This window comes from Maribacter spongiicola (genome assembly GCF_052119685.1).
In the GTDB taxonomy this organism is placed as follows: domain Bacteria; phylum Bacteroidota; class Bacteroidia; order Flavobacteriales; family Flavobacteriaceae; genus Maribacter; species Maribacter spongiicola_A.
Window position 1 is genome coordinate 147,729 of sequence record NZ_JBGQOO010000005.1, and the last position, 23,049, is coordinate 170,777.

The 23,049-nt window shown below is 36.6% G+C and carries 7 protein-coding genes; 4 read left to right on the top strand and 3 right to left on the bottom strand.

The annotated features are described in order from the left end of the window. On the bottom strand, window positions 1-17,322 hold the full coding sequence (locus tag ACEN2N_RS10405; RefSeq protein ID WP_441824260.1) for a T9SS type B sorting domain-containing protein: 17,322 nt from the start codon (window positions 17,320-17,322) through the stop codon (window positions 1-3). Between the two features lie 1,002 nt (window positions 17,323-18,324). Between ACEN2N_RS10405 and ACEN2N_RS10410 the strand changes: the two genes are divergently transcribed. The 3 genes from ACEN2N_RS10410 to ACEN2N_RS10420 are packed head-to-tail and all read left to right on the top strand — an operon-like array spanning window position 18,325 to window position 19,348. Continuing rightward, entirely contained in the window at window positions 18,325-18,966 is a 642-nt protein-coding gene (locus tag ACEN2N_RS10410; RefSeq protein ID WP_441824261.1) for a class I SAM-dependent methyltransferase, read from the top strand. Window positions 18,967-18,978: 12 nt separating this feature from the next. Beyond that, window positions 18,979-19,158 carry a hypothetical protein gene (locus ACEN2N_RS10415; protein WP_441824262.1) on the top strand — a complete coding sequence of 60 codons (180 nt, stop codon included), beginning with the start codon at window positions 18,979-18,981 and terminating at the stop codon, window positions 19,156-19,158. After that, complete coding sequence (locus tag ACEN2N_RS10420) at window positions 19,151-19,348, top strand: hypothetical protein (RefSeq protein ID WP_441824263.1); 198 nt, start codon at window positions 19,151-19,153, stop codon at window positions 19,346-19,348. Before ACEN2N_RS10415 ends, ACEN2N_RS10420 begins: the two co-directional genes overlap by 8 nt. A gap of 189 nt (window positions 19,349-19,537) precedes the next feature. Here the strand turns inward: ACEN2N_RS10420 and ACEN2N_RS10425 are convergent, their stop codons facing one another. After that, window positions 19,538-19,957: a hypothetical protein gene (locus ACEN2N_RS10425; protein ID WP_441824264.1), complete on the bottom strand. Its 420-nt coding sequence runs from the start codon at window positions 19,955-19,957 to the stop codon at window positions 19,538-19,540. Window positions 19,958-20,085: 128 nt separating this feature from the next. On the opposite strand from ACEN2N_RS10425, the gene ACEN2N_RS10430 reads away from it, so the two are divergent. After that, entirely contained in the window at window positions 20,086-20,289 is a 204-nt protein-coding gene (locus ACEN2N_RS10430; RefSeq protein WP_441824265.1) for a hypothetical protein, read from the top strand. A 544-nt stretch (window positions 20,290-20,833) separates the two neighbouring features. On the opposite strand, the gene ACEN2N_RS10435 is transcribed toward ACEN2N_RS10430, so the two are convergent. Beyond that, complete coding sequence (locus ACEN2N_RS10435; protein ID WP_441824266.1) at window positions 20,834-23,044, bottom strand: PorP/SprF family type IX secretion system membrane protein; 2,211 nt, start codon at window positions 23,042-23,044, stop codon at window positions 20,834-20,836. Window positions 23,045-23,049: the final 5 nt, after the last annotated feature.

A 23,049-nucleotide genomic window follows, 5' to 3' on the forward strand; every position in this document is an offset into this window, starting at 1 on the left:
TTATCGGTATAGGGTAAAGTGTCCAACAAATTCTCTTTCATCTCTATCGCCGTTCAGTTTCACTACATACCAGTAGTCTCCTGTAGGCAATTCATTGTCTAAATATGTTCCATCCCAACCTTCAGAATCAACCGATTGTTCGGAAACCACTCTACCATAACGATCAAATATTTTTATTAGTATTTGAGGGTATTGTTCAATGTTTCTTGGAATCCATAAATCATTCTGCCCATCACCGTCAGGCGTAAAGAAATTAGGCAATTCGATGTCTATGAACTCCATAAATATGTTTGCAACAGTAGAACATCCGTTTTCATCAACAACACGTACTTCGTAAGTGTCTGTTCTTGTAATGTAGAACGTGTTATTGTCCCCATTATCATAACCATCAAAATAGTAAGTGTATACTTCTCGACCACCTTCTACAACAGCAGTTATTTCATTCATATTGTTTTGCTCTAAAACAAGAGTTAACGGATCAAAAGCTTCTATTACAAAGTCAATGGTCTGTAAACAACCGTTAGAATGTGCGATGGTAATGTAATGGTTACCTGGTGCCGAATTTCTAAAATCAGGATTCAACTGGAAATCAGCCGGATCAACAGAATCTATTGCATAAAGCACATCGCCGATTACAGTTTCATCTTCTAAAGTGATATTTACATAATTATCTGGAGTGTTACCTGAACATTCATAAACAGGCATTACTGTAGCGTTAAGGTTTACACCGGTTTCAATATCAACTACTACGTTAGTATCACAACCATTGGCATCTTTAATTACTATTAAGTAATTACCTGCAGCCATGTCATAGAATTCTGTTCTATTCAACACAAAGTCTGCATCGTCATTAGAATTCAATGCCGTACTGTATGGTGCCGTACCGCCTGTTATTTCAAGAATAATAGAACCATCATTGCTGTCAACACAAATTTCTGGTGTTGTCTCTGCCGTTACTTCTAAACTTGACGGCTCAGAAATAGTATATGTCAAGTATTCGAAACAACCATTTTGGTCTTGTGCGATTATTGTATACTCTCCTGGAGTCAATTCGGTAAATGTACCATCTGAATAAAATTGGTTCAAGTTCGGAGAAATCGCATATTGATAACCACCAGCTCCACCAGATAACGTAACCGTAATCTCGCCATCATTTTCGCCAGAACATGTAATATCTATTACGTTTTCTGTATATGTCAATGGTGTTGGTTCAACAATAACAACAGTTTCTGGTGCTGTTTCGCAATCCTCACTAGTTACAGTTACATAATACGTACCTGCACCTAAATCTCTAAATACACCTTGCGATTGAGGACCGGCAATTCTAGAGGCTATGCTTAAAGAACTATCAGTAAACAATTCATATTGGTAGTTTCCTAATCCGCCATCAGCAGTTGCATAAATAATAGCTGTGCCTTCGCCAGTACAATTTAATACTGCAGCAGTTTGATCAACAAATAACAATAATGGTGGAATCTCACTTTCAGTAATTGCATTAGAGATTGCAGATTCACAACCGTTAATTGCATCACGTACATAGAATTGATATCTACCCGCTTGATACGTACCTGTTTCTGGCAAGTAAACTACATTGCCTGTCATTGGCAAGAAGTTGATGTTGTCAACACTATACTCGTATGAACCACTACCACCTGATGCGGTAAGTTCAAATTCTGCACCTTGTACACATGTTAATGCATCGGTTCTTATTAAGCTAGCCTGTACTTCAGTTGGCTCTCTAACCTCAACGGTATTAGTTGTGGTATCACAGTTCCATCCATCAACTACGGTAACACTATAGAAACCTGCACCTAAATCTCTAAAATTAGGATTCGTTTGTGCTCCGGTTGTATTTATGATCGTAGTACCGGTTGCATCGTAATAATTCAATTGGTATTCATAACTACCACTACCACCACCTGTTACATTTGCGGTAACAACAGCACCCGTATCTCCATAACAAGCTAAGTCTGTTACAAGCGGAGTAGCATTTGCCACTATTGGAGTAGCTGCTACCAATGTTTCTGTATAGTTCACTACACATCCGGCATTATCGGTAATGCTCACTGTAAAATCACCCGCAGATAAACCTGTGAAAAGTCCTTCATTAACATCATCCATTGTATACACATCACCAGTTGTAGTATTCGTCAATACAATATCATAAAGTCTATATCCGCCTTCAGCCTCAACTCTTATAGCACCTTGGTCATCTGTACAAGTAGCTTCAGCCAACGTTGAAACAGTTCCACTTAAAGGTCTGTCAGGAGAAGCAATGGTTACTCTATTGGTATTTTCAGAACATAAAGGAATATCGGTTTCTGTAATAGTAACATAATAAGTACCGCCAGATAATCCTGATATTGTTCTTGGGTTAACACTAGTATCTGATGCTGTAGCAGGAATAACTGATGTACCCGCAGCATTAAATACCTCGTACGTATAATTACCCGTATATCCGTCAACATCGATTTCTAAGCTTCCATTAAGTTCACCAAAACAAGTTACTGCAGTTGTTGCAGTTGCTGTTGCCGTAATGAAATCGAACGATGCAACAGTATAACTAGCTGTATTTACATAACAACCTGTATCTAAATCTGTAACTCTAAATACATAAGATCCAACAGTGTTCAATTCATATGTTGCAGAGGTTGCTGTTGTACTAATTAAAGTACCGGTTGCATTACCAATTGGTAACAACTCATAACCGTAGTTATGTGCCAAACCATTATCAGCAACAGTAATTGTTATTGTTTCATCAACAGTACAGTTAATAGCTACATCTTGTGCAATAGAAGCTGTAAACTTGTTGATAGGTTGAATTGTAACCGTATCGAACGTGTCACAACCTTTGGCATCTTTTACATATACATTAATAGTTTGTGCACTTCCTGTATCGCTAACATTGAATGTATTCGATGTTTGAAAGATTACATTGTCTATACTGTACAAATATGGTGCAGTACCGGTACCTGCACCAGCAGTTGCGGTTATTGTTGCCGTGTTAACACTGTTACTAGGTGAACAACTAAATTCTGTCGCAACTGCACTAACCGTTAACGCTACTGGTTCAGTGATTGTTTCATTCTTGATGTCTTCACAACCTCTACTAGAAATTACCCGTACTTGATAATCACCTGCTATCAATCCTGTAAATAAAGGATTTGTTTGAGATGCTATCGGAGTAACCAAATCAGCAATATCATATAATTCATATTGATACTCAGGGTTTGTATTTGTAGCTGGATCAATATTAGCTCTAATACTACCGTCTGTACCACCGAAACAACTTACGTTAACAATAGTTGCATCTAACAACACTGGATCTACAGGCGCATCTAATGTCTGAGTCACTGTTCTTTCACAAACAGGATTCGTTGTATCAAGATCAGTAACTATGAAAGAATATGATCCCGGCTCAGTTAAGCTTGTAAATACGCCTGTTGTTTGCGTTACCACACTACCTAATGGAGTCGTCATTTCAAACTCAAGGTTTGTAGAACCACCATTAACATTTACGGTGATTTCACCACCTGGTGTACCTGTACAATCGATAGATTTAACTACTGTCGTAGAAACATCCATTTGCTCATAAAGTACCACCACATTAGTTGTAAAAGGACAACCCCATTGGTCTATAATCGTTACGTCATAACTACCAGCACCAAGACCTGTGAATACTCTCGTATTTTGTGGTGCTCGGAAATCAGTACCGTTTAATCTCAATTGGTAAGTATAGTTACTTCCTTGTCCGCCAACTACATTGCTTACCGTTAGTACTCCCTGTAAGTTTGTACAATTCTCTACGGTAACAAGCAAATCAGCATTAATATTATCTGGAACATCAAGTACAATATTATCTTGAATTAATTTTTCACAACCTTCAGCGTCACGAGCCCAAGCTTGGTACGTTCCAGCTGTAAGCGAATCGAAAGTAGCACCTACCACGAAATCTACAGTTGCAGGAACACCTACACCTACATAATATGTATAGCCACCCCAACCACCAACTACGTCGATAATCGTTATTGAACCATCATCACCAGGGTTACAAGTAATCTCTGTTACAACAGTATCTCCTGTAATTTCAGCATCAGGACCTGCAATATTGAAAAATTCAACATTGGTACAATACGGATTGTCTGTTTGTAATATAGAAACATAGTATTCACCTACACCTAAATTAATAATCGGTGTTGGACCATTTGCGGCTTCTGTACCACTAACGACAGAAGTATCATCGGTACGGAAAATTTCCCATTCGAATCCTGTGTTATACGTAGCATCGACCAATTCAAAAGTTACTTCACCAGTATCCGTTCCAAAACAAACAACATCACTTGTTTTTACAACATCGATGGTAAATGTATTTGGCTCTACGAGAGTTTGCGTCGCAGAAACGATACAATCTGTATCTAAATGCTTCACAAGAATCGTATACGATCCCGCAGATAATCCGCCGAACACGTTGGATGTTTGGTAGTTTACACCATTATCAATACTATACTCGAATTTAGTAGCATCACCTAAGGTTGAAGTTACGATTACCGTTAATTCTCCATCACTAATTGGATCACAAGTAACCGTATTGGAAACATTTGCAACTGCATTAGTAATCTCATCAAAAGGAAGTATGGTTTCCGTTGTGCTACCAGAACATCCTTTGTCATCATAAACATTGATGGTATACGTATCACCTGCTCTGTTCGTAACAATTAATACGTTTGATGCTCCAGTTTGTACAATAGCTGAACTGCTATCTAAAAACTCATAAATTACATAGTTACCGCTACCGCCTGTAATGGCAGTCTCATCAACAGTAATTGTAGCGTTGTTAGGATTGTTACCAACAGTACAACCGAATTCTACTACCGAAGTATTAATATTCGAAATTAATGCAGGTTCATCAATTACAATGCTACCTGATACTGCACTACAGCCATTGGTTCCTGTTGCCGTTACAACGTATGTATTTGGAGGTAAACCTTCAAACGTATTGTTGCTAGCATTAAATGTTCCTGCTACAGGAGAAATTGTAAAGGTTAGCGGATTTACTCCGTTTTCGGTTTGTGTCAAGGTAATTGAACCGTCGTTAGATCCGAAACACGTAATATCTATATGAGAATCTGTAAATATTGGCTGAATAGCAGGAGCTAACTCTTGCGTTACTGGTATCTCACAAACAGGATTTGTAGTATCTAAATCTCTTACTAAGAAACTATATGTACCAGCATCAACCAAACCTGTAAATGTTGGGTCATTCAACTGAGTTACTGCAGCACCTGTTGGAGGTGTCATTATAAACTCAAGGTTCGTAGAACCACCCGTTACATTAATCGTAATTGTACCACCTGGTATACTTGTACAGTCAATTGCTTTATCTACTGAAGTAGTAGCACTTAACTGTTCGTATAATTCCACCGGGTCTGTCGTAAATGTACAACCCCATTGATCTGAAACAATTACTTCATATTCACCAGCACCAAGACCAGAGAAAACTGTTGTATTCTGTGGAGCACGGAAATCTGTACCGTTTAATCTTAATTGGTATGTATAATTACTTCCTTGTCCGCCAATAACATTGCTAACCGTTACTTCTCCCTGTAAATTTGTACAGTTCTCTTGAGTAACAAGTAAATCAGCATCAATAAGTTCTGGAACATCAAGTACAATATTATCTTGAATTAATTTTTCACAACCTTCAGCGTCACGAGCCCATGCCTGGTATGTACCAGCAGCTAATCCTGTGAAAGAAGCACCTGCAATGAAATCTACAGTTGCAGGAATACCTACACCTACATAGTATGTATAGCCACCCCAACCACCGACTACGTCAGTAATTGTAATTGAACCATCAGTTCCTGGGTTACATGTAATATCTGTTACTATAGTGTTTCCTGTAATATCGGCATCAGGACCTGCGATATTGAAAAATTCAACATCGGTACAATACGGATTGTCTGTTTGTAATATAGAAACATAGTATTCACCAACACCTAAGTTAATTATTAGTGTAGGACCGTTTGCTAACTCTGTACCACTAAGGACAGGTGTATTATCGGTACGGAAAATTCCCCATTCGAATCCTGTGTTATACGTAGCATCGACCAATTCAAAAGTTACTTCACCAGTATCCGTTCCAAAACAAATCACATCACTTGTCTTAACAACATCGATAGTAAACGTATTTGGTTCTTCAATTATAGCTGAAGCTGTTACGATACAACCTGTGTCTGTGTGTCTTATTAAGAAGTTATGGTTTCCTGCAGATAAGCCGCCAAAGACATTGGTAGAAACATAAGTTGAACCGTTATCAATACTATATTCATATTTTGTGTCATCACCAGCCGTTGATGTAACTAAAACCGTAATTTCACCAACACTAACTGGCTCACAGGTAGCTGTTCTAGTTACATCTGCTGTAGCTCCTGTTAATTCATCATAAGGTAATACCGTAGCCGTGGTGCTACCTGAACAACCATTATCATCATACACATTAATTGTATATGTTTCGCCTGTTCTGTCTGTAACCGTTAACACATTTGATGTACCCGATTGAACAACAGCAGAACTGCTATCAATGAACTCATAGGTTACATAATTATTACTACCTCCTGTTATTGCTGCAGTATCTACAGTTACCGTTGCATTGTTTGAATTGTTACCAACGGTACAACCAAATTCGACCACGTCAGCAGTTACATTTGTTATTTGCAAGGGAGTACCTACCGGACTATCAACTTCCAAGACACAACCACGAGAAGAAGTTGCTCTAACTACATAATTGTCATTTGCAGCAAGATTATTAAATGTAGTAGTTGTTTGCGGCACACCAACAGGTACTAAAACTGAAGGTGCCGTTTCTATAAATAATTGAAATACATATGGAGGGTTGTCCATAGTGGCATCTAAAAGAACAACTATTGATCCATCTGCATCACCAAAACAAGTTACCGGTGTTATATCTGTAGTAAATAAAACTTGGGTTGCTAATTCTAATTCAACATCGGTTTGGGCAGTACAACCGCCTAAAACAGTATCGTAAACATGAGCAGTATATGTGCCTGAATCTAATCCTGTAAAAATTGGCGATAATTGAGGTCCTCCAGCTACGCTAACTCCTCCATTATCAAATAATTCATATTCATAAAAGGTAGAACCACCATAGGCAGTTACTAATATTTCACCATCACCTTCAGTACATGAGGGTTGAGTAGTTACCTCTGCGGTAATAGAAGTTGGTGGGAAAATTTCAATGTTTGCCGTATTTCCACATCCATTAAAGTCACGAACCTGAACAGTATAATTACCAGAACTAAGGTCAGTAAATTGATTTGTAGTACCTGCGGTCGTTAAGGTAGAAGACTGGTATGAACCACTGTTAACACTAAGTGTGTATGGTTGAGACCCTTCTCCGTCTAACGTAATTTCTATAATAAAGTCACCTTCATCTGCAGTACATTGGTTAATTACCAACCCAGAAATAGCTGGTGTTGGGTCATCTGCAATAGTAACATCTATTGGTAGGGCAGTTGTACAACCATTACCATCTAAAACATATATATCCCATTCCGTATTTACAGAAGGATCTAATTCTGCGTAATTACTAGTTATATAATCTGTTGCGATCGGAGTAACTCCGTTTTCAACATATGCATACGTATAAGAACCATTACCACCACCTGCAATAACCGTAACGTTAGCATCTTCAGAACAGTACCCATTATTTTGGTCTGCTAGAGACAGTGTAACAGGGTTCGGTTCCAATATTCTGAATTCAAATGTATTTGTACACTCTGGTGTAGCCGCTTCTTGGAAAAATAGGACATAATCTCCTGGAGGAATACTTGATACTGTTTCTAAAGCTGTTGGACCAGGACCGTTAGGACCAGTTACACTACCCGAATAGGCACCACCTAATGGCGTATTGCTTATACTTTCTCTAATTTCATAATTAATAGTGGTTACACTAGAATCATATAGTTCAAATTGAAATGATATAGAACCGTTGGTATCTCCAAAACAAGCCACGTCGGTAACTGTTGGGTCTGCAACAACATCGATTGCTGATAAATTAGGAATATCGACCTCAACGAAACTTGAACAACTGGTGTTAGTATCAATAACTTGGAATACATAAGATTGACCAGGATTAAGTCCGTTATAAGTTGCTACTTCCTCATCTGGATTAGCACCTGCGGCCTCTGCATCTGGAATAGTGCCCGCACCATAAATGGTAAAATCATAATTACCCGAACCACCACTTGCCAAAAGTTCAACAGTACCGCCAGTAATACAACTAACAGCAGGTATAACCGCATCAACAGACAAGTAAGGGTTAGAAAGAACTCGTACCGGATTTTGATAAAACTCACAACCATTAGCATCTAATACACGAACATAATAATCGCCAAACACTAAGCCATCAAAAGTAGCCGTAGTAGCCGTAGTATTTACAATAGGATTTGGACCCGTTGTAGGAACAATATTATTAAGATTATCATATAGGGTATATGTAAAGTTTGGTGCACCACCACTTGTAATCGTAATTTCAATACTACCGGGTATATCACCAGTTGCACCACAACTAACATCTGTGGCTACAACATTCGCATCGAACAATACAGGGTCGACAACGGTTGCACTGCCGTTATAAATACATTCTTTAGAATCTCTAACAATATAATTATATGTGCCAGCAGCTAAACCAGTATAGACTCTCTGATTTGTAAAGGCACTTCCCGCAAAACTTATTTGATAAGGAGATGACCCAAAATTAGGGTCAATGTTAATTTCAACAATACCGTTAGCATCACCAAAACAAGTAGGGTTCGTTACCGTTTCAGTTGCAACAGGATTTACCGTTGCAGTAACCGTTACTATATTAGAAACAGCAGTACAACCTTGGTCATCTGTTACTCTAAATCTATATGTACCAACTGTTGAAGTTGAATACGGGAATGTTCCTGCAAAAGCAGCATAACCACCACCATTAACCTCTAATTCGTACGTATATGGTGCATATCCGCCATTGGTTACTAAATTCATTGTTGCCTCTGGTGATACAGTACAATCTAAGTCTTTAGTTAATGCAAGATTAGCCGTTAATTGAGGTTCAATATCAAAAGATACCGTATCTGTACAACCATTTGCATCTCTAATTTCAAAAGAGTAGCTACCAGGCGTTAGATTTGTAAAGGTGTTCGAATTTACAAATGCACCTGTATTCATTTTATATGAATATGGAGCCACACCACCAGTTGCACCAACTTCAATAGTCGCAGAACCGGTTACAGAAGAATCGAAACACACATCTGAACTTGGTAAAATACTTGCTACTGGAATAACCGGTGCTACCAAAGTAAAGGTATCCGTATCTGTACATCCGTTTGCATCAGTAACCGTAATGGTATGTAAACCTATTTGATCAAGACCAGTAAATATTCCTGTGTTTTGTACTGGTGTTAAGGAAGCATCTGGTAATTGAATTACATAAGAATATGCAGCAGTACCACCTGTAACCGTAATATCTACAGCACCATCATCAATACATGTAGGTTGTGTTGGCGTATTAGAAACCGTTAAAACTGCAGGTTCATTTATTATTTGTGTCAATATTTCAGTACAACCAGCAATTGGATTATCGACATCTCTTACGTATATGGTATAAGTACCGGCAGCCAAACCTGTTATTTGATGTGTTGCAGCCGTATCGCTACCATCAATAGTTGCAAAAGCACTGTCGTAGCTATACTCATAACCACCTGCTCCAAAATTCTCGACTTCAAAAGTTATCGTACCAGAATTATCAGCATTACAATCTAAATCTTCATAAGATAAAATTGCAGCTTCAAAAGCATTACCATCTTGAACATCTACAATAATATCTGTTGTACAATCACTACCATAGTCTACGGTAATCGTATGTTGACCAACTACTACATTGTTAAATACATTGTTACCAATTTGAGGAGTATTTCCATCAATGCTGTATGCATACGATGCATCATTAGGAAGAATTGTAATTATTCCTGTTCCATCACAACTGTAATCAACAGAACTACTTAACAAAGGAGCTGTTGGTAAAGGAGCAATAATGATATTCGGTAGGCTAATTACACATGCAATATTGTTTGCATCTCTTACTCGAACCGTAAATGTACCATCAGACAAGTCGGTAAAAACTGTTCCGCCAGCAGTTGCCGCAGTCCAATTACCACCGTTTAGGCTATATTGATAAGAACCAGAACCACCAGTTGTAGGGGTTACACCACCAACAGTGATCTCTGCTAATTGATTACACGTATAATCTTCTGTCTGTGTGCTTTCCGCTATAATTTCAGGCAATTCGTTTACAGGAAGTGATAATGTCGCTTCACAATTATTTACATCTCTTACTCGAACATTATAAGTGCCCGCGGTAAGATTATTAAAAGAACTTACGGTACCAAAAGCACCGCCATCGATACTAAACGTATACGGAGCCTCACCACCACTTGGGGCTAAAGAAATACTACCGTTGTTGCCACCAAAACAAGTAACATCAACAACCGTCGATGTTGCTGCTACAGGAGCATCTTGAGCAATAGTTATGTCATACATTGCAGGACACGCGTCTACGCCCCCATTATTGTCAAGAACATACACGTCGTAATCTCCAGAACCAGTAACGGTAACCGGATTGGTTGTTGCATAATCACCAGCTGTTGGGGTTACACCATTGGCAACTACTGCATATACATAATTACCATCTCCACCAGCGGCAGTAATATTAATTTCACTATCGGTACCACAAGCAGTAATTGTACTTGCACTTGCGCTAACCGTTACTTGTTGTTCGATGGTAATGGTTTGAGCCACAGCATCACAACCAAAAGCATCGGTAACCTCAACAGTATATGTACCATTTAAAAGTCCTGTGAAAGTATACGTCGTAGCATCTATTGGAGTCGGAGTTACAAAAGAACCACCATTGATTCTAAATTGGTAATCGCCATTTCCTGCAGTAACATCTACCACAATTGTAGCGTCATTACTTCCGCTATAACATACCGTTTCTTGTAAAGTGAAGACCGGTGTTTCTGGAGCCGTAATAACAATCGGTGTATCGGTTAAATCAATACATCCGTTAGCATCCATAACGCGCACATTGTAAGTTCCAGCGGGCAAACCGTTAAAAACAGTATTGATTTGGTATGCAGTTACAATACCAAGAACATCTTCTTCTAATTGATACGTATAACCTGGAGTACCACCAGTTGCACTAGCCGTTATTTCTGCACCACCATTGTTACATGTAAAATCTTGTGTAAGATCTGCATCGGCAACAACTAATGTTGGTTCATCAATAGTACGATCGAAAAATGTTGTACATCCTGGTAAAGTGCTTGCCGCATCTCGAACATAAACTCTATAATTACCAGCTGCAAGTCCTGATATTGTTTGCGGAGATACTGTAGTACTACCTAAAATACTAGCAAAATTATCTAAGCTATATTCGAATCCGCTTGCACCATAATTATCAACTTCAAAAGTTATCGAACCAGAATTATCTGCATTACAATCCAAATCTTTAGAAGAAAGCACTGCTGCTTCGAAAGCGAAACCATCTTGAACATCTACAACAATATCTGTGGTACAATCACTACCATAATTTACGGTAATCGTATGTTGACCAACCGATACATTATTAAATACATTGTCACCAATTTGAGGCGTATTGCCGTCAATGCTATAGGTATATGTAGCATCATTAGGAAGAATCGTAATAATACCCGTTCCATCACAACTATAGGCAACACTACTACTTAAAGAAGGTACTGCTGGTAAAGGAGCAATTATAATTTCAGGAAGGGTTACAATACAATTGATATTGTTTGCGTCCCTAACTTGAACCTGATACGTATTATCTGTCAAATCGGTAAAAACAGTACCGCCAGCGGTTGCCGCTGTCCAAGCACCACCGTTTAAGCTATATTGATAAGAACCAGAACCACCAGTTGTAGGTGTTACGCTACCAACTGTAATTTCTGCTAATTGATTACAAGTATATTCTTCTGTTTGTACGCTTTCTGCTACTATTTCAGGTAACTCGTTTACAAGAACAGATAAGATAGCTTCACAATTATTTGCGTCTCTTACCCTAACATCATAAGTGCCCACAGCAAGATTATTAAAAGTACTTGATGTCCCAAATGTGCCGCCGTTGATACTATACGTATAAGGCGCCTCACCGCCACTTGGGGCTAAAGATATACTACCATTATTGCCACCAAAACAAGTAACATCTACAACAGTTTGTGTTGCGGCTACTGGAATATCTTGATCAATAATAATATCAAATGGTGTTTCACAGAAATCAACATTTCCACTATTATCTCTTACGTATACATCGTAATCACCTGTACCGGTAACTGAAATTGAACTGTTTACACCGAAGTCGCTCGCAGTTGGTATAACTCCGTCATCCACCACTGCATATACATAATTACCATCTCCACCAGCGGCAGAAATATCGATAACAGTATCGGTATCACAAGCGGTAATATTACTTGCACTCGCACTTACTGTTAATGCTGGATTTATAGTAATACTTTCTGTATCTGCACAATTATTGCCATCTCTAACATCAACAGTATATGTTCCCGCAGAAAGGTTGGCAAATACGTTTGTACTACTAAAAGGGCCTCCGTTTAAGCTATATTCAAAAGCACCATCACCACCAGAAGAAACGCTTGCCGTCAACGTCAATAAAACAGCATCATCAAAACAATCTTGATTTGGTGTAATTACTAAAACTGGTGACGTTGCCGGATTTAAATCGAATGTGAATGGAATACTACAGTTATTAGCATCGGTAATTGTACCATTATAAGTTCCTGTTTGTAATAATCCATTAAAGGAACCTGTAGCATTAGAACCAAATACAGTAGTATCAGGATTACTTAATTCATATACATAACTTCCCCATCCGCCATCGGCAAGAACACTTACACTACCCTGTGATGTACAGCTAGGTTGTATTTCTGTTAAACTAGAAATGGTCAATGCCGAAGCCGGACCTTCTAATTCATGTGAAGCACTGTATGTACAGTTAGTATCAGTGTCAACAATAGCTATGGTATACATACCAGGGGCCAAGTTGTTAATATTGTCGATTAAAGCTTCAGTGCCACCAGTTCTTTCAACTCCTGCAGGACCTGTAATGGTATATGTGAAATTTTGACCAGCTTGGAAGTTTACATTAAAACGAATAACTCCGTCTGCAGCACCAAAACAACTAATTGGTTGCGTAGTTTGACCATTTGCAGTAATTGGGTTAATCGCATTTATTGTATAATTTTCATCATAAAAACAACCATCGGCATCTGTAACTCTTACTGTATACGTATCAGGAGCTAAACCATCAAAAGCAGCTTCGTTTCCTGTTGTGCTTGTTGGTGCAATTGTAGCAGGTGCTATAATTGAATACACATAAGGTGCAGTACCATTAATTGCATTTACGGTTAAATTAACGGTTTGTGCCGGACATGAAATTTGTGATTCTGTAATAGTTAAATCTGTTGGAGGATTAGGTCTGTCGATTACAATTTCGTCTGTTCTAAACGGACATCCATTGGCATCTCTAATCATAAGATTATAAGTGCCATCTGTTAAGTTTTCAAAACGATGTGCATTTACGGTCGTATCTGGAATAAAGTTAATTCCATCAATACTATATTCGTATGGTGCAGTACCTCCGGTAACATTTTGTGCCTCGATAATACCTTCCTGAAGACAAGTGTAATCTTGAATTAAGACAGCGGTTCCACTAACTGCAGAAGCAGGTGCAGAAATTGAATAGTTCTCTTCATAATCACATGATGCACTACCTTTTCTTTGGTTGATTACAACTCTATAATCACCATCTGCCAAGTTTGGAAAAAGACCTGTTGTATTCTCGGCTAAAGGTTGGTCATCAGAATCAAAAAGAAAGAACGTTAATTGATACCCATTATTATCTATTAAATTAAACTGTATTCGCCCCGTAGATTCTCCAAAACACAAAACATCATTAACTGTAGTAGCAGCAAATTCGGCAGCAGGTCTAAATTCTATAGTAACGGTATTTGATTCACTATAACAACCATTTCTATCTAAAACTACGAAGGTGTAATCTCCTGGGTCAAAAATGTCAAATATTTGACTGCTCTGAAAGTTTGTGGCTGGTATATCAGCATACGTTGGGTAAGAAGTAACTGTATTACCAGAATCATCTATATATTCCCAAATAGCATAGGTGTGTGGTGTTTTACCACCATCAGAACTCATTATTATATTACCTTCTCTACAAGTTATATGTTGAGAAACCCTTGCTGTAAGTTCAAGGTCATTTTCATCAATAACAGTTACTGCTTCACTATAAGAACAACCATCATCTGTAGAAATATAAGCTATATAATCACCAGCACTTACATCTGTAAAAGTGTAGTTATTATCTGCATGACCATTTTGGCTGTCTATAAGAGTACCTAGTCCGCCGTTTGCACCATCATCTCTTCTAATCTCAAAAGCATATGGTGGATCTGCATCTGTAATCTGTAGATTAACTGTTCCTAAATTAAAACACGTTTCAGGTGTTACACTAACATTATATGTAATCGCACGCTCACGTACCCCAATTACCGGAGTGGTAAAAACACAAGCATCTTGAATAGGGTTGCCGCTAGGATCAAGTTGAGTAACCTCTACTCTATAAGAACCATTCTCACCAGAAGCAAAATCAAAACTTGGTCCGTTGTTAGCACTAAATGGAACAATAGTAGCATTGGTGTCATTATCTACAAGTTGATATCCATATCCACTTCCAAGATTGGTAATAGTAATGTTACCATCGGTATCACAAACAATATCTCTATTATTAAATTCTATATCTAAGTTGTTCTGAAAACCTTTAAAGAAAAAGCGACTCGTACAACCATTTTGATAAATAACAGAAAGTCTATACTCACCAGGCGCATTTAATAAATAGTTGCTACCTGTACCTACTTCTGTCCATGTACACGTAAGTGCTCTGTTAGCACAATCTTCACCAGCTTCTGCATTTACACCACAACTTCCTTCGTCCAGCAGTTCCCATGTAACATTTTGCGCATCAACAATATTAACCGCTAATGGTTGCGAATCATTAATACCACACAAGAATATTTTTGGAAGTTCAGTACTGTCAGAACAAAAAACTATTTCACCAGGTATATCATTGTTTGGGTCAGAATCACTATTTACTTCATTAAAATACTCTATAACCGGGTTTGGCAAATTACCCGAGCCAAATGGCTCAACAGTAATAATCTCTTTAAATCCTTTACAAGGGTCAGCAATAATTTTATCTACTATATATTGACCAACAAGTGTTACAACTTGTGTACTAGGGTCGTTATCTGGATCACCATCATTAATTTCGATGTCGGTTGCATCTATTTCGCCATTACTGTTTGTGTCGCGATACCATACATATGAATCAAAACCATCACCTGCATTTAAAATAGCACTAGTACCACAAAGTTCTATCGTTCTTTCAAAATTACAATCAGAAAGATCATCTAGAAGAAAGTTTGTAGCACCTGGAATAACAAATCCACATGTATTAAAATCGGTAACACTAGGGTCATCTGTAACTTGTGCAGAATTATTTTCACCTCTATATGAACTGTAAGCCAAGTTTTCAATTAAATCTGAACAAGCATCTATAAAGTCAAAACAGTTCTCGGCTACTTGAACACGAAAACCAATAGAATATTCACCATCTTCATCTTCTACATATACATCTGGTATACTGAAAATAATTTCTCTTGTTGCTGGGTCGTAAACATATGTTATCTCGTAACAAGTTCGTGGTGAACCTGTACAAATTGGTGCCGGCAATGTAAAATCTGAAGCATTGAAAAAGCTACGCCCATCTGGCGGAGAAACGTTTACGGGCAATACATCTCTAATGGTATAATTTACACCGTCATCATTACCAATATTTTCAAAGCTTAAAACATAATCTAATGTCTGACCTAAGTTTACACCCTGACCTGTAATATCAACACCACCTGGTGTTTGTACTCTTTTCTCCAAAACTATATTCGGAGCAATAATATCTACATCGAAAGATGTAAAGAAAATATCATATTTATCTTGCGAAGAACTTGCCCTTAAAATAGCGCTAGTTGCACCGTTAGGTATAATCGTATTACTGGCACCACCATTTGGTATTTCAAAAAGATCAACATCCCATCCTAATGTATTTATACTGTTTGGGTTTCTAGTTGTATACTGGGTATCAAATTGAGTAATACTAGAATTAAAAAAGTTAGTAGCAGGGTTTTGTCCATTAGATAATGTAGTAAAAGACCCGTTAGCATTTATTTGTAAAGCATCACCGCCAATTCGGTTATCACCTTCTAAAGCAGCAACACCCATGTTTGCATATACTGGAAATGGTGCGGGTAAAGTAGTAAATCCGTTAACCGGGATATCAATGCTCTCTCCTGACTTTACACCTGCATAACCATCAAAGGTTGTTATAAATTTATCTCCGGGTAAGTTTGGGTTTTCATAAACAATAACCATTTTCCATCCACCAGAAATACCACCTGAAATACTATTTCCAGTACTAGCTCTTACGTTGGCAACAAAGTAATCTCCATTAGGATTTGCTAAACCAGATACTATAGAAGTTACATCTTTATATGCAGCATACGGACTATAATATCCAAAATCAGCATCGCCAGCACCATCAAAAATTATCTCATCTGCAGTGATATCTTGGTATGCACCACCTGGTGTTCTAAACTTAATATCATCAATATTGCTTCTATCAGAATTTACATAAACCGCAGACCAATACAATCCTGCATAACGTACCAATGAACAGTCTACATCTGGTATTTCTAAATATGCACTACTAGAACTAAATGTACTGCTATCACTATCGACATCAATATATTGCATGTCGTAGTTATCGTTATAATCTGATGATGAGCCAGTATCATTAAGAGGTTCGTTTGGAGACACCGCAGGAATTGTAAATGTTTCATAACGCCATCTTCTACCATCCCTAACCCATCGACCACCTGTGCTTTCAGCAACACGTCTGTTGACAATATTGTTGGCTATAAAGGTAAGTTCACCACGAATATCAGCTTCGTAACGAACGTCGAAATCATTTTTAACCTGTGAAACGACAGTTTGTAAACCTAGTGCCAAGAATAAAATGAAAAATAAATATTTTGAGTACTGTTTTCCCATAAGAGAAGTGTATTTGGTAAAATCTAAAAAACGAGTCAGTTTGGTCATGTTCTAAAATTGTTGAAGCCTTCCTATCATTCGATATCAATTTCGCATCGTTCCAAGCGGAATTCTCCAATAACAAATATTAACCATACTAGTTGGCTAAAGAATTTATTGTTGTGGTAACGATGTTTTCTGTTGTGAAACAGCGAATAGAATGGGTTTGTATATTTGGGAAAAGAGCGTATTTCAACGATTAGGAAACTAGTAGCACTATTTTTAAAATTTTTACTTTCGTGATAATTTGATAAAATTTAGTTGTTCATATTCTCAAAATAAACTGATAATTTTTGAATTTTAAAGAGGCAATTATCGTTTAAAAACCCCCTTAATTTTTATCAATGAATTTGGCTTTTAAATAGTAAATAATTCGATGCAATCCTCTTACAAAATGATGATGATTTAGGCGAAAGCCACATAAATGCAGTATCATATAAATTACAATATGGTGTGTGTTCTGTCAAAAAAAGGGTCGTGGAAATGAAAATAATTGTATGATTTAAGAGGATTCCATATTAGAACAAAAGACATAAAGAGTATTTTTTAGAAACATATTATAAGCTAATTTCACAAATTAGAGATTCGTAAATGGTCTATTATAAGTTACTTGCTTCAGGTGTTATAAAGCCTCTTTAAAGAACAGATCCTTATTTGTAGGCTCTTTGTTGAAATTCTAAACAGTTCTGCCTAAAAGAAGCTAAAAAGTGACATGAGTGGTCTTATTTAAACCCTAACCTAGTTAATAGTCTATAACCTACGATAGGTATTAAATAAGATTGGCTATCTTTAAAATCTGTTATATTAACTCTACATATTATCTAGGTCTTTCTAAAAAGACGAACTCGACCAACGAGTGCCAAATGCATAGAAGGTTTCTAATGCACAGATAATAACAACCCATTGTTTTATAAAATTTTAAACAAAAACGATTGATTGAAAAATCGATTGCATTATCTCTTCAATTGCATTTTGCAATTTTAAGTGTGATGTTATTACCCTGAAATAAAAATGAAAAGTGAGCAATTAATATCAAAAAACATAGAGGTGTTCTATAACAAAGCATCTGAAGAAACCAGACTTGAAAAAGGCATGGGTGTATTTGAATTCGAAAGAATTAAATGGATCATAGAAAAGTACCTTTTTGCATCACCTTCAAAGATTATAGATGTTGGCGGCGGTACAGGTAAGTATGCTGAATGGCTTGCCAAAAAAGGTCATGAAGTTCATTTAGTAGAACCCGTTGCTAAACATTTACAACTAGCAGAAAATAGGGCTAAGAAATTAAAGAACAAGTTCTCCGTTCATTTAGGTGAATCTAGAAAATTAGACTTCAGAAATAATTATGCAGATCTAATACTACTTCATGGACCTCTTTATCATCTTCAGAAAAAAGAAGATCGAGAATTAACCAATATAGAAGCTCAACGTGTTTTAAAAAATGGCGGTATCATTCTCGGGTTCGCTATCAATTATACGGCATCAACTTTAGTTGGGCTCTTAAATGGTCTAATACATAAAAGTTCTTTCTTTGAAATGTGTAAGAATGAATTGACTACAGGAATACACAATCCGCCAGATGATTTTCCTTGGCTTTTAGCTGAGGCATATTATCACCATCCCGAGCAATTAAAAGAAGAATTCAGACATTAAGATTTAACCTACTTGAATACATATGCGGTTGAAGGAATTACTTGGCTTGATAAAGACTTCTTTGCAAATATGCAGAATGATAAAAAGAGGGAGAACTTAATTGAATTATTAAAAATTACAGAAAACGACAGCTACATTTTACCTTTTAGTCCGCATATGATGATAGCCGTAAAAAAACAAAAACATGGATAATAAAGACAGATATTTTAAAGCATTAATTGAAAATAAGAATCAATTAAATGAAGTTGACTTAGGAGAAAAAATTCAACTAGATGAAAATGAAACCAGAGAAATAATTACACAACTGTTATCTGAGCATAGAATTAGATATGAGGAAAACAGCATTTGTAAGTATAGCGTTGTAAACAAAAAGCGTAGATAATATTGAAAATAAATATCGGCTAGGTTGATTTTCAAAAAACGGATTTCAATTTAAATGGGGAAAAAAAATAATCTTGATTATCAAGATTTAATATAACAAGTAACATCCGGAAATCTGTTTGGTTTCCGGTTACTTGCTTAGTGTTTTTTTTAGTGTCGATTGGCAAATACCTATAGCAAAAAGACTTGCTTAATTATAAGTGATGTTATTTTTTGCTTTTTTTACTCCAAATGAATTCTCATCAATCCATACAAGACTCCAATTAATAATAGGATCAGTATTGTAGCTTTCGAGGGTTACCAATTGTTCTTGGGAATTAAAACGATAATATCCATTAATCCCTCCCGAGCGAATTTCATTTCCGCACCGACGCCCTATTCTCTTACCAGAATTAAAGGTTATGCGATATTCGCCTGTACTAAAAAAACGAAGTTCGTTACCGATTTTCAAAGTTCTACTCCGCTTATAAACTGTAATTTCAGCATAACCTTCTTTTATAGTCTTATAAACCTTCCAACAATCAATTAGAAAAGATTTAGATATTTCTTTCTCTTGACCAAAACATAATTGAGCAAAAAAGAGGATTAGCAAGATTATTGGTTTTCTCATAAATTAGTAAAAACAAGAACTATTCCAACTGATGTACAAGTACTTTCCAATATGATTAGTTAGTATTTTAAAGTTGGTCCTTAATTTTAACCTCAAGTACCTAAGGTGATTTCATTCGTCTTGAGCTTATGAAAGGAATACTAATAGTACTTCTTATACTAATTCAAGTTCAAGTTGCATCTGAAGTTGAGTTGGAAAATGAATTAATCGGTACATGGAAGATTGAAAAAGTTCAAGTTACTCGACCTGGAGTTTGCCTACAAGATAATTTTAGCCATATAGTTGGGGTAACTTTTAGATTTGAAGAAGAACAGCACCTATTGATTATTTAAAATAGTGAATGGTTTTAGTTAGCAAATAAAGAAGAGATATGTTGATATTTAGAAGATGAATATCTTATTATAAAATCAAACAATCATCAAGAAGATTATCGTTCAGAAAATCACATTTGAAAAAGGTAAGTTGACTTTACATCTTAGCAATTTAATTGCGATTGGCTTGACAAGAATTTAGTTTGAACTTATATATTCAAATATATTTTCACCGAAATTTAAGGCCTACGGAGTTGTGAAAAATACTAGTATAAAACTTATAGAAACATCACAACGATCGGAAATCAAATCAACAAATAAAGTATTGAAAAAATTTAAAATACCAATCTGTATGTTAATCAGTCTTTAGATGAACATATTCAATTTAACTTATATATAATGTTGTTGAATCAAAAGGCAGTAAAATATAATGATAAGTATATTAAAGATATGAATAAGTACTTTTGTCAATAGCTTTAACCTTGTAATCAATAGTAAAAACAAAGCCCTTATCATCTTAGATGATAAGGGCTTTGTATAATCGTTATGTTAACCTATAGTCGTTCTAAACCAGCAGTTCATGATTGACCCTCATAATCCACATTTTGTCATTGTAAGCGTCGTTTAACTTAGAGTAGTAAGAAATCAAAGCATTCGTCCAAGAGTCGTGCTTTTTAAGGTATACGTATCTGTAATTGTTCTTAGGGTTGATAAAGTAACTCGCGCTTAATCCGAATGAATTAAGCAAGGCAACAAATCGTTTTGCATTTTTAGGGTTGGCGAATACATTTGCAATAAGATAATAACCAGAACCGGCACCCTCAATAACATATGATTTTGAATCCACTTCTCTAGAATCTACATTATCTCTTACCACTTCATTAGAAGTAAGAATACTAGAATCATACTTAGAAGATTTCTCTTTGATTTTATTTACATTACTAGCATAAGCCTCATTGGTGTATTTATTATCAACATTCATAATCCAAGTAGGACCATTATATGTACCGTTCAGTTTATTATCGTGCGCCGCTACAGCTTCTGCAAAGGTATCATATCGTTGTAAGTATACATACTTTAAACCTGTATTAGGGTTATCAATATAATCGGCATTAATACCCTGCTCATTTAAGCCATCAATAAAGTTATTCATGTACTGCCCACCTTTGTATACATTGGCAACTACATAATAACCGTCTGTAACGTCAGGTAAGTCTTTAAACCTTTGGCTTTTTACTCCGTCTTGAGCCACTTCTCTAGTTGCTTTAGCAACAGGAGTGTTTGTGTTTCTTGGTCTATTTGCAACTACAGCATCTTTTGGCTGCACTTGTTCTTTAAATCTGTTATCAACAGAAGAATTGGTATCTGTATTTTCTGCAACTTCTTGTCTTGCTACGATAGGGTCTTTTCTTTCGTTTGTTACCACTGCTACCCTATCTTGTTGTGTTTGATTAGCTAAATTATTAGTAACCGACTGACCTGAATTACTTGCGTTATAACTATCGGTATTTAAATCTCCGGAATTACTCGGGTTATAACCAGAAGCAACTTCAGTGTTACCATTCTCATCAAGAAAGAGCTCTTTTGCTTTATTCTCAAGATCTGGTCTTTCTCCGTTTGTTTCATTACGAACCATACGCATTACCATAGCAAAACGTCTTTCTAAATCAGATTGGCGAATAGCTTCTAAAGAATCTTGACGAAACATTAGTTCTTCGATGATGGCATCGTTTTCTGCCAATTTCATCTTCAACTCCTCTATCTCTTCATTCGTTGCAATATTCTCAGGCTCTTCATCATTCTGCACTAAATCATCTTCAAAGTCATCTTCTAACATTACCCTATCTTCGGTAAGGTTTGGAGAGAATGAATAGGCAAATGATATCTCATGCGTAACTCCAAAATTATCAAAGTTGTTAGACAATCCTTTTTCCATGGTATAGCCTAAAGAAATTCTTTGGTTAAGGTTAAAACCTACACCTGCGGCTGCGCCATAAAAACTATCATATCCACCTTGAATCCATCCTAATTTTGGAAGGTCAAGAATTAAACTTCCTCCTAAAGTAACATCTTCTTCACCTACTTTTCTAACTCTTGCCAAAGGCATTAAACGACCTTGTTCAAAAATACCATCTTGCTTTTCAAACTGATGGGTATATTGTAAGTGCCCAGAATATGTTTTGTCTTTAAATTCCGTTACCGATTCGCTTGTCTTTAAGTTGTAATCAAAAAGGTTTTCTGCAAAAACACCAACATCGAACTTACCGTAAGAAAGGTTAAAACCAGGCTGAAATGATAAAAGGTTCTGATCTTGCAATCCGGCTAAAAATGGATCCTCTTCTACAGTAGATGCTCTACCGTTATCAAAACCACTTTGGTAGTAAGAAACGTTTGCACCAAAAGTAAAGTTACTCTTGTCGTTTAATTTAATACCGTAGGCATAATTTGCCAACACACCAAAGTTACTTAAGATACCTTCTCTTTGAGAATATAGACTAAGTCCTAATCCGGTTTTATCATTAATACGTCCACTATAGCTTAAGAAATAGTTTTGATTGTTATCATCAAATTGTACCGATTGGTTTCGGTGTAACAAATTGATATAAGATTTATCTTCCCTAACCGTTGAAAACGTTGGGTTGATTAAAAATCGGTTATACTTCAAAAGGTTCTGGGCAGGAACATCGTATGATACAAACGGATTTTCCTCTTGCCCGCTAACCTTCATGATAGCTAACACAAATAACAATAGATATAAAACACTTTTCTTTAGCATGGTGA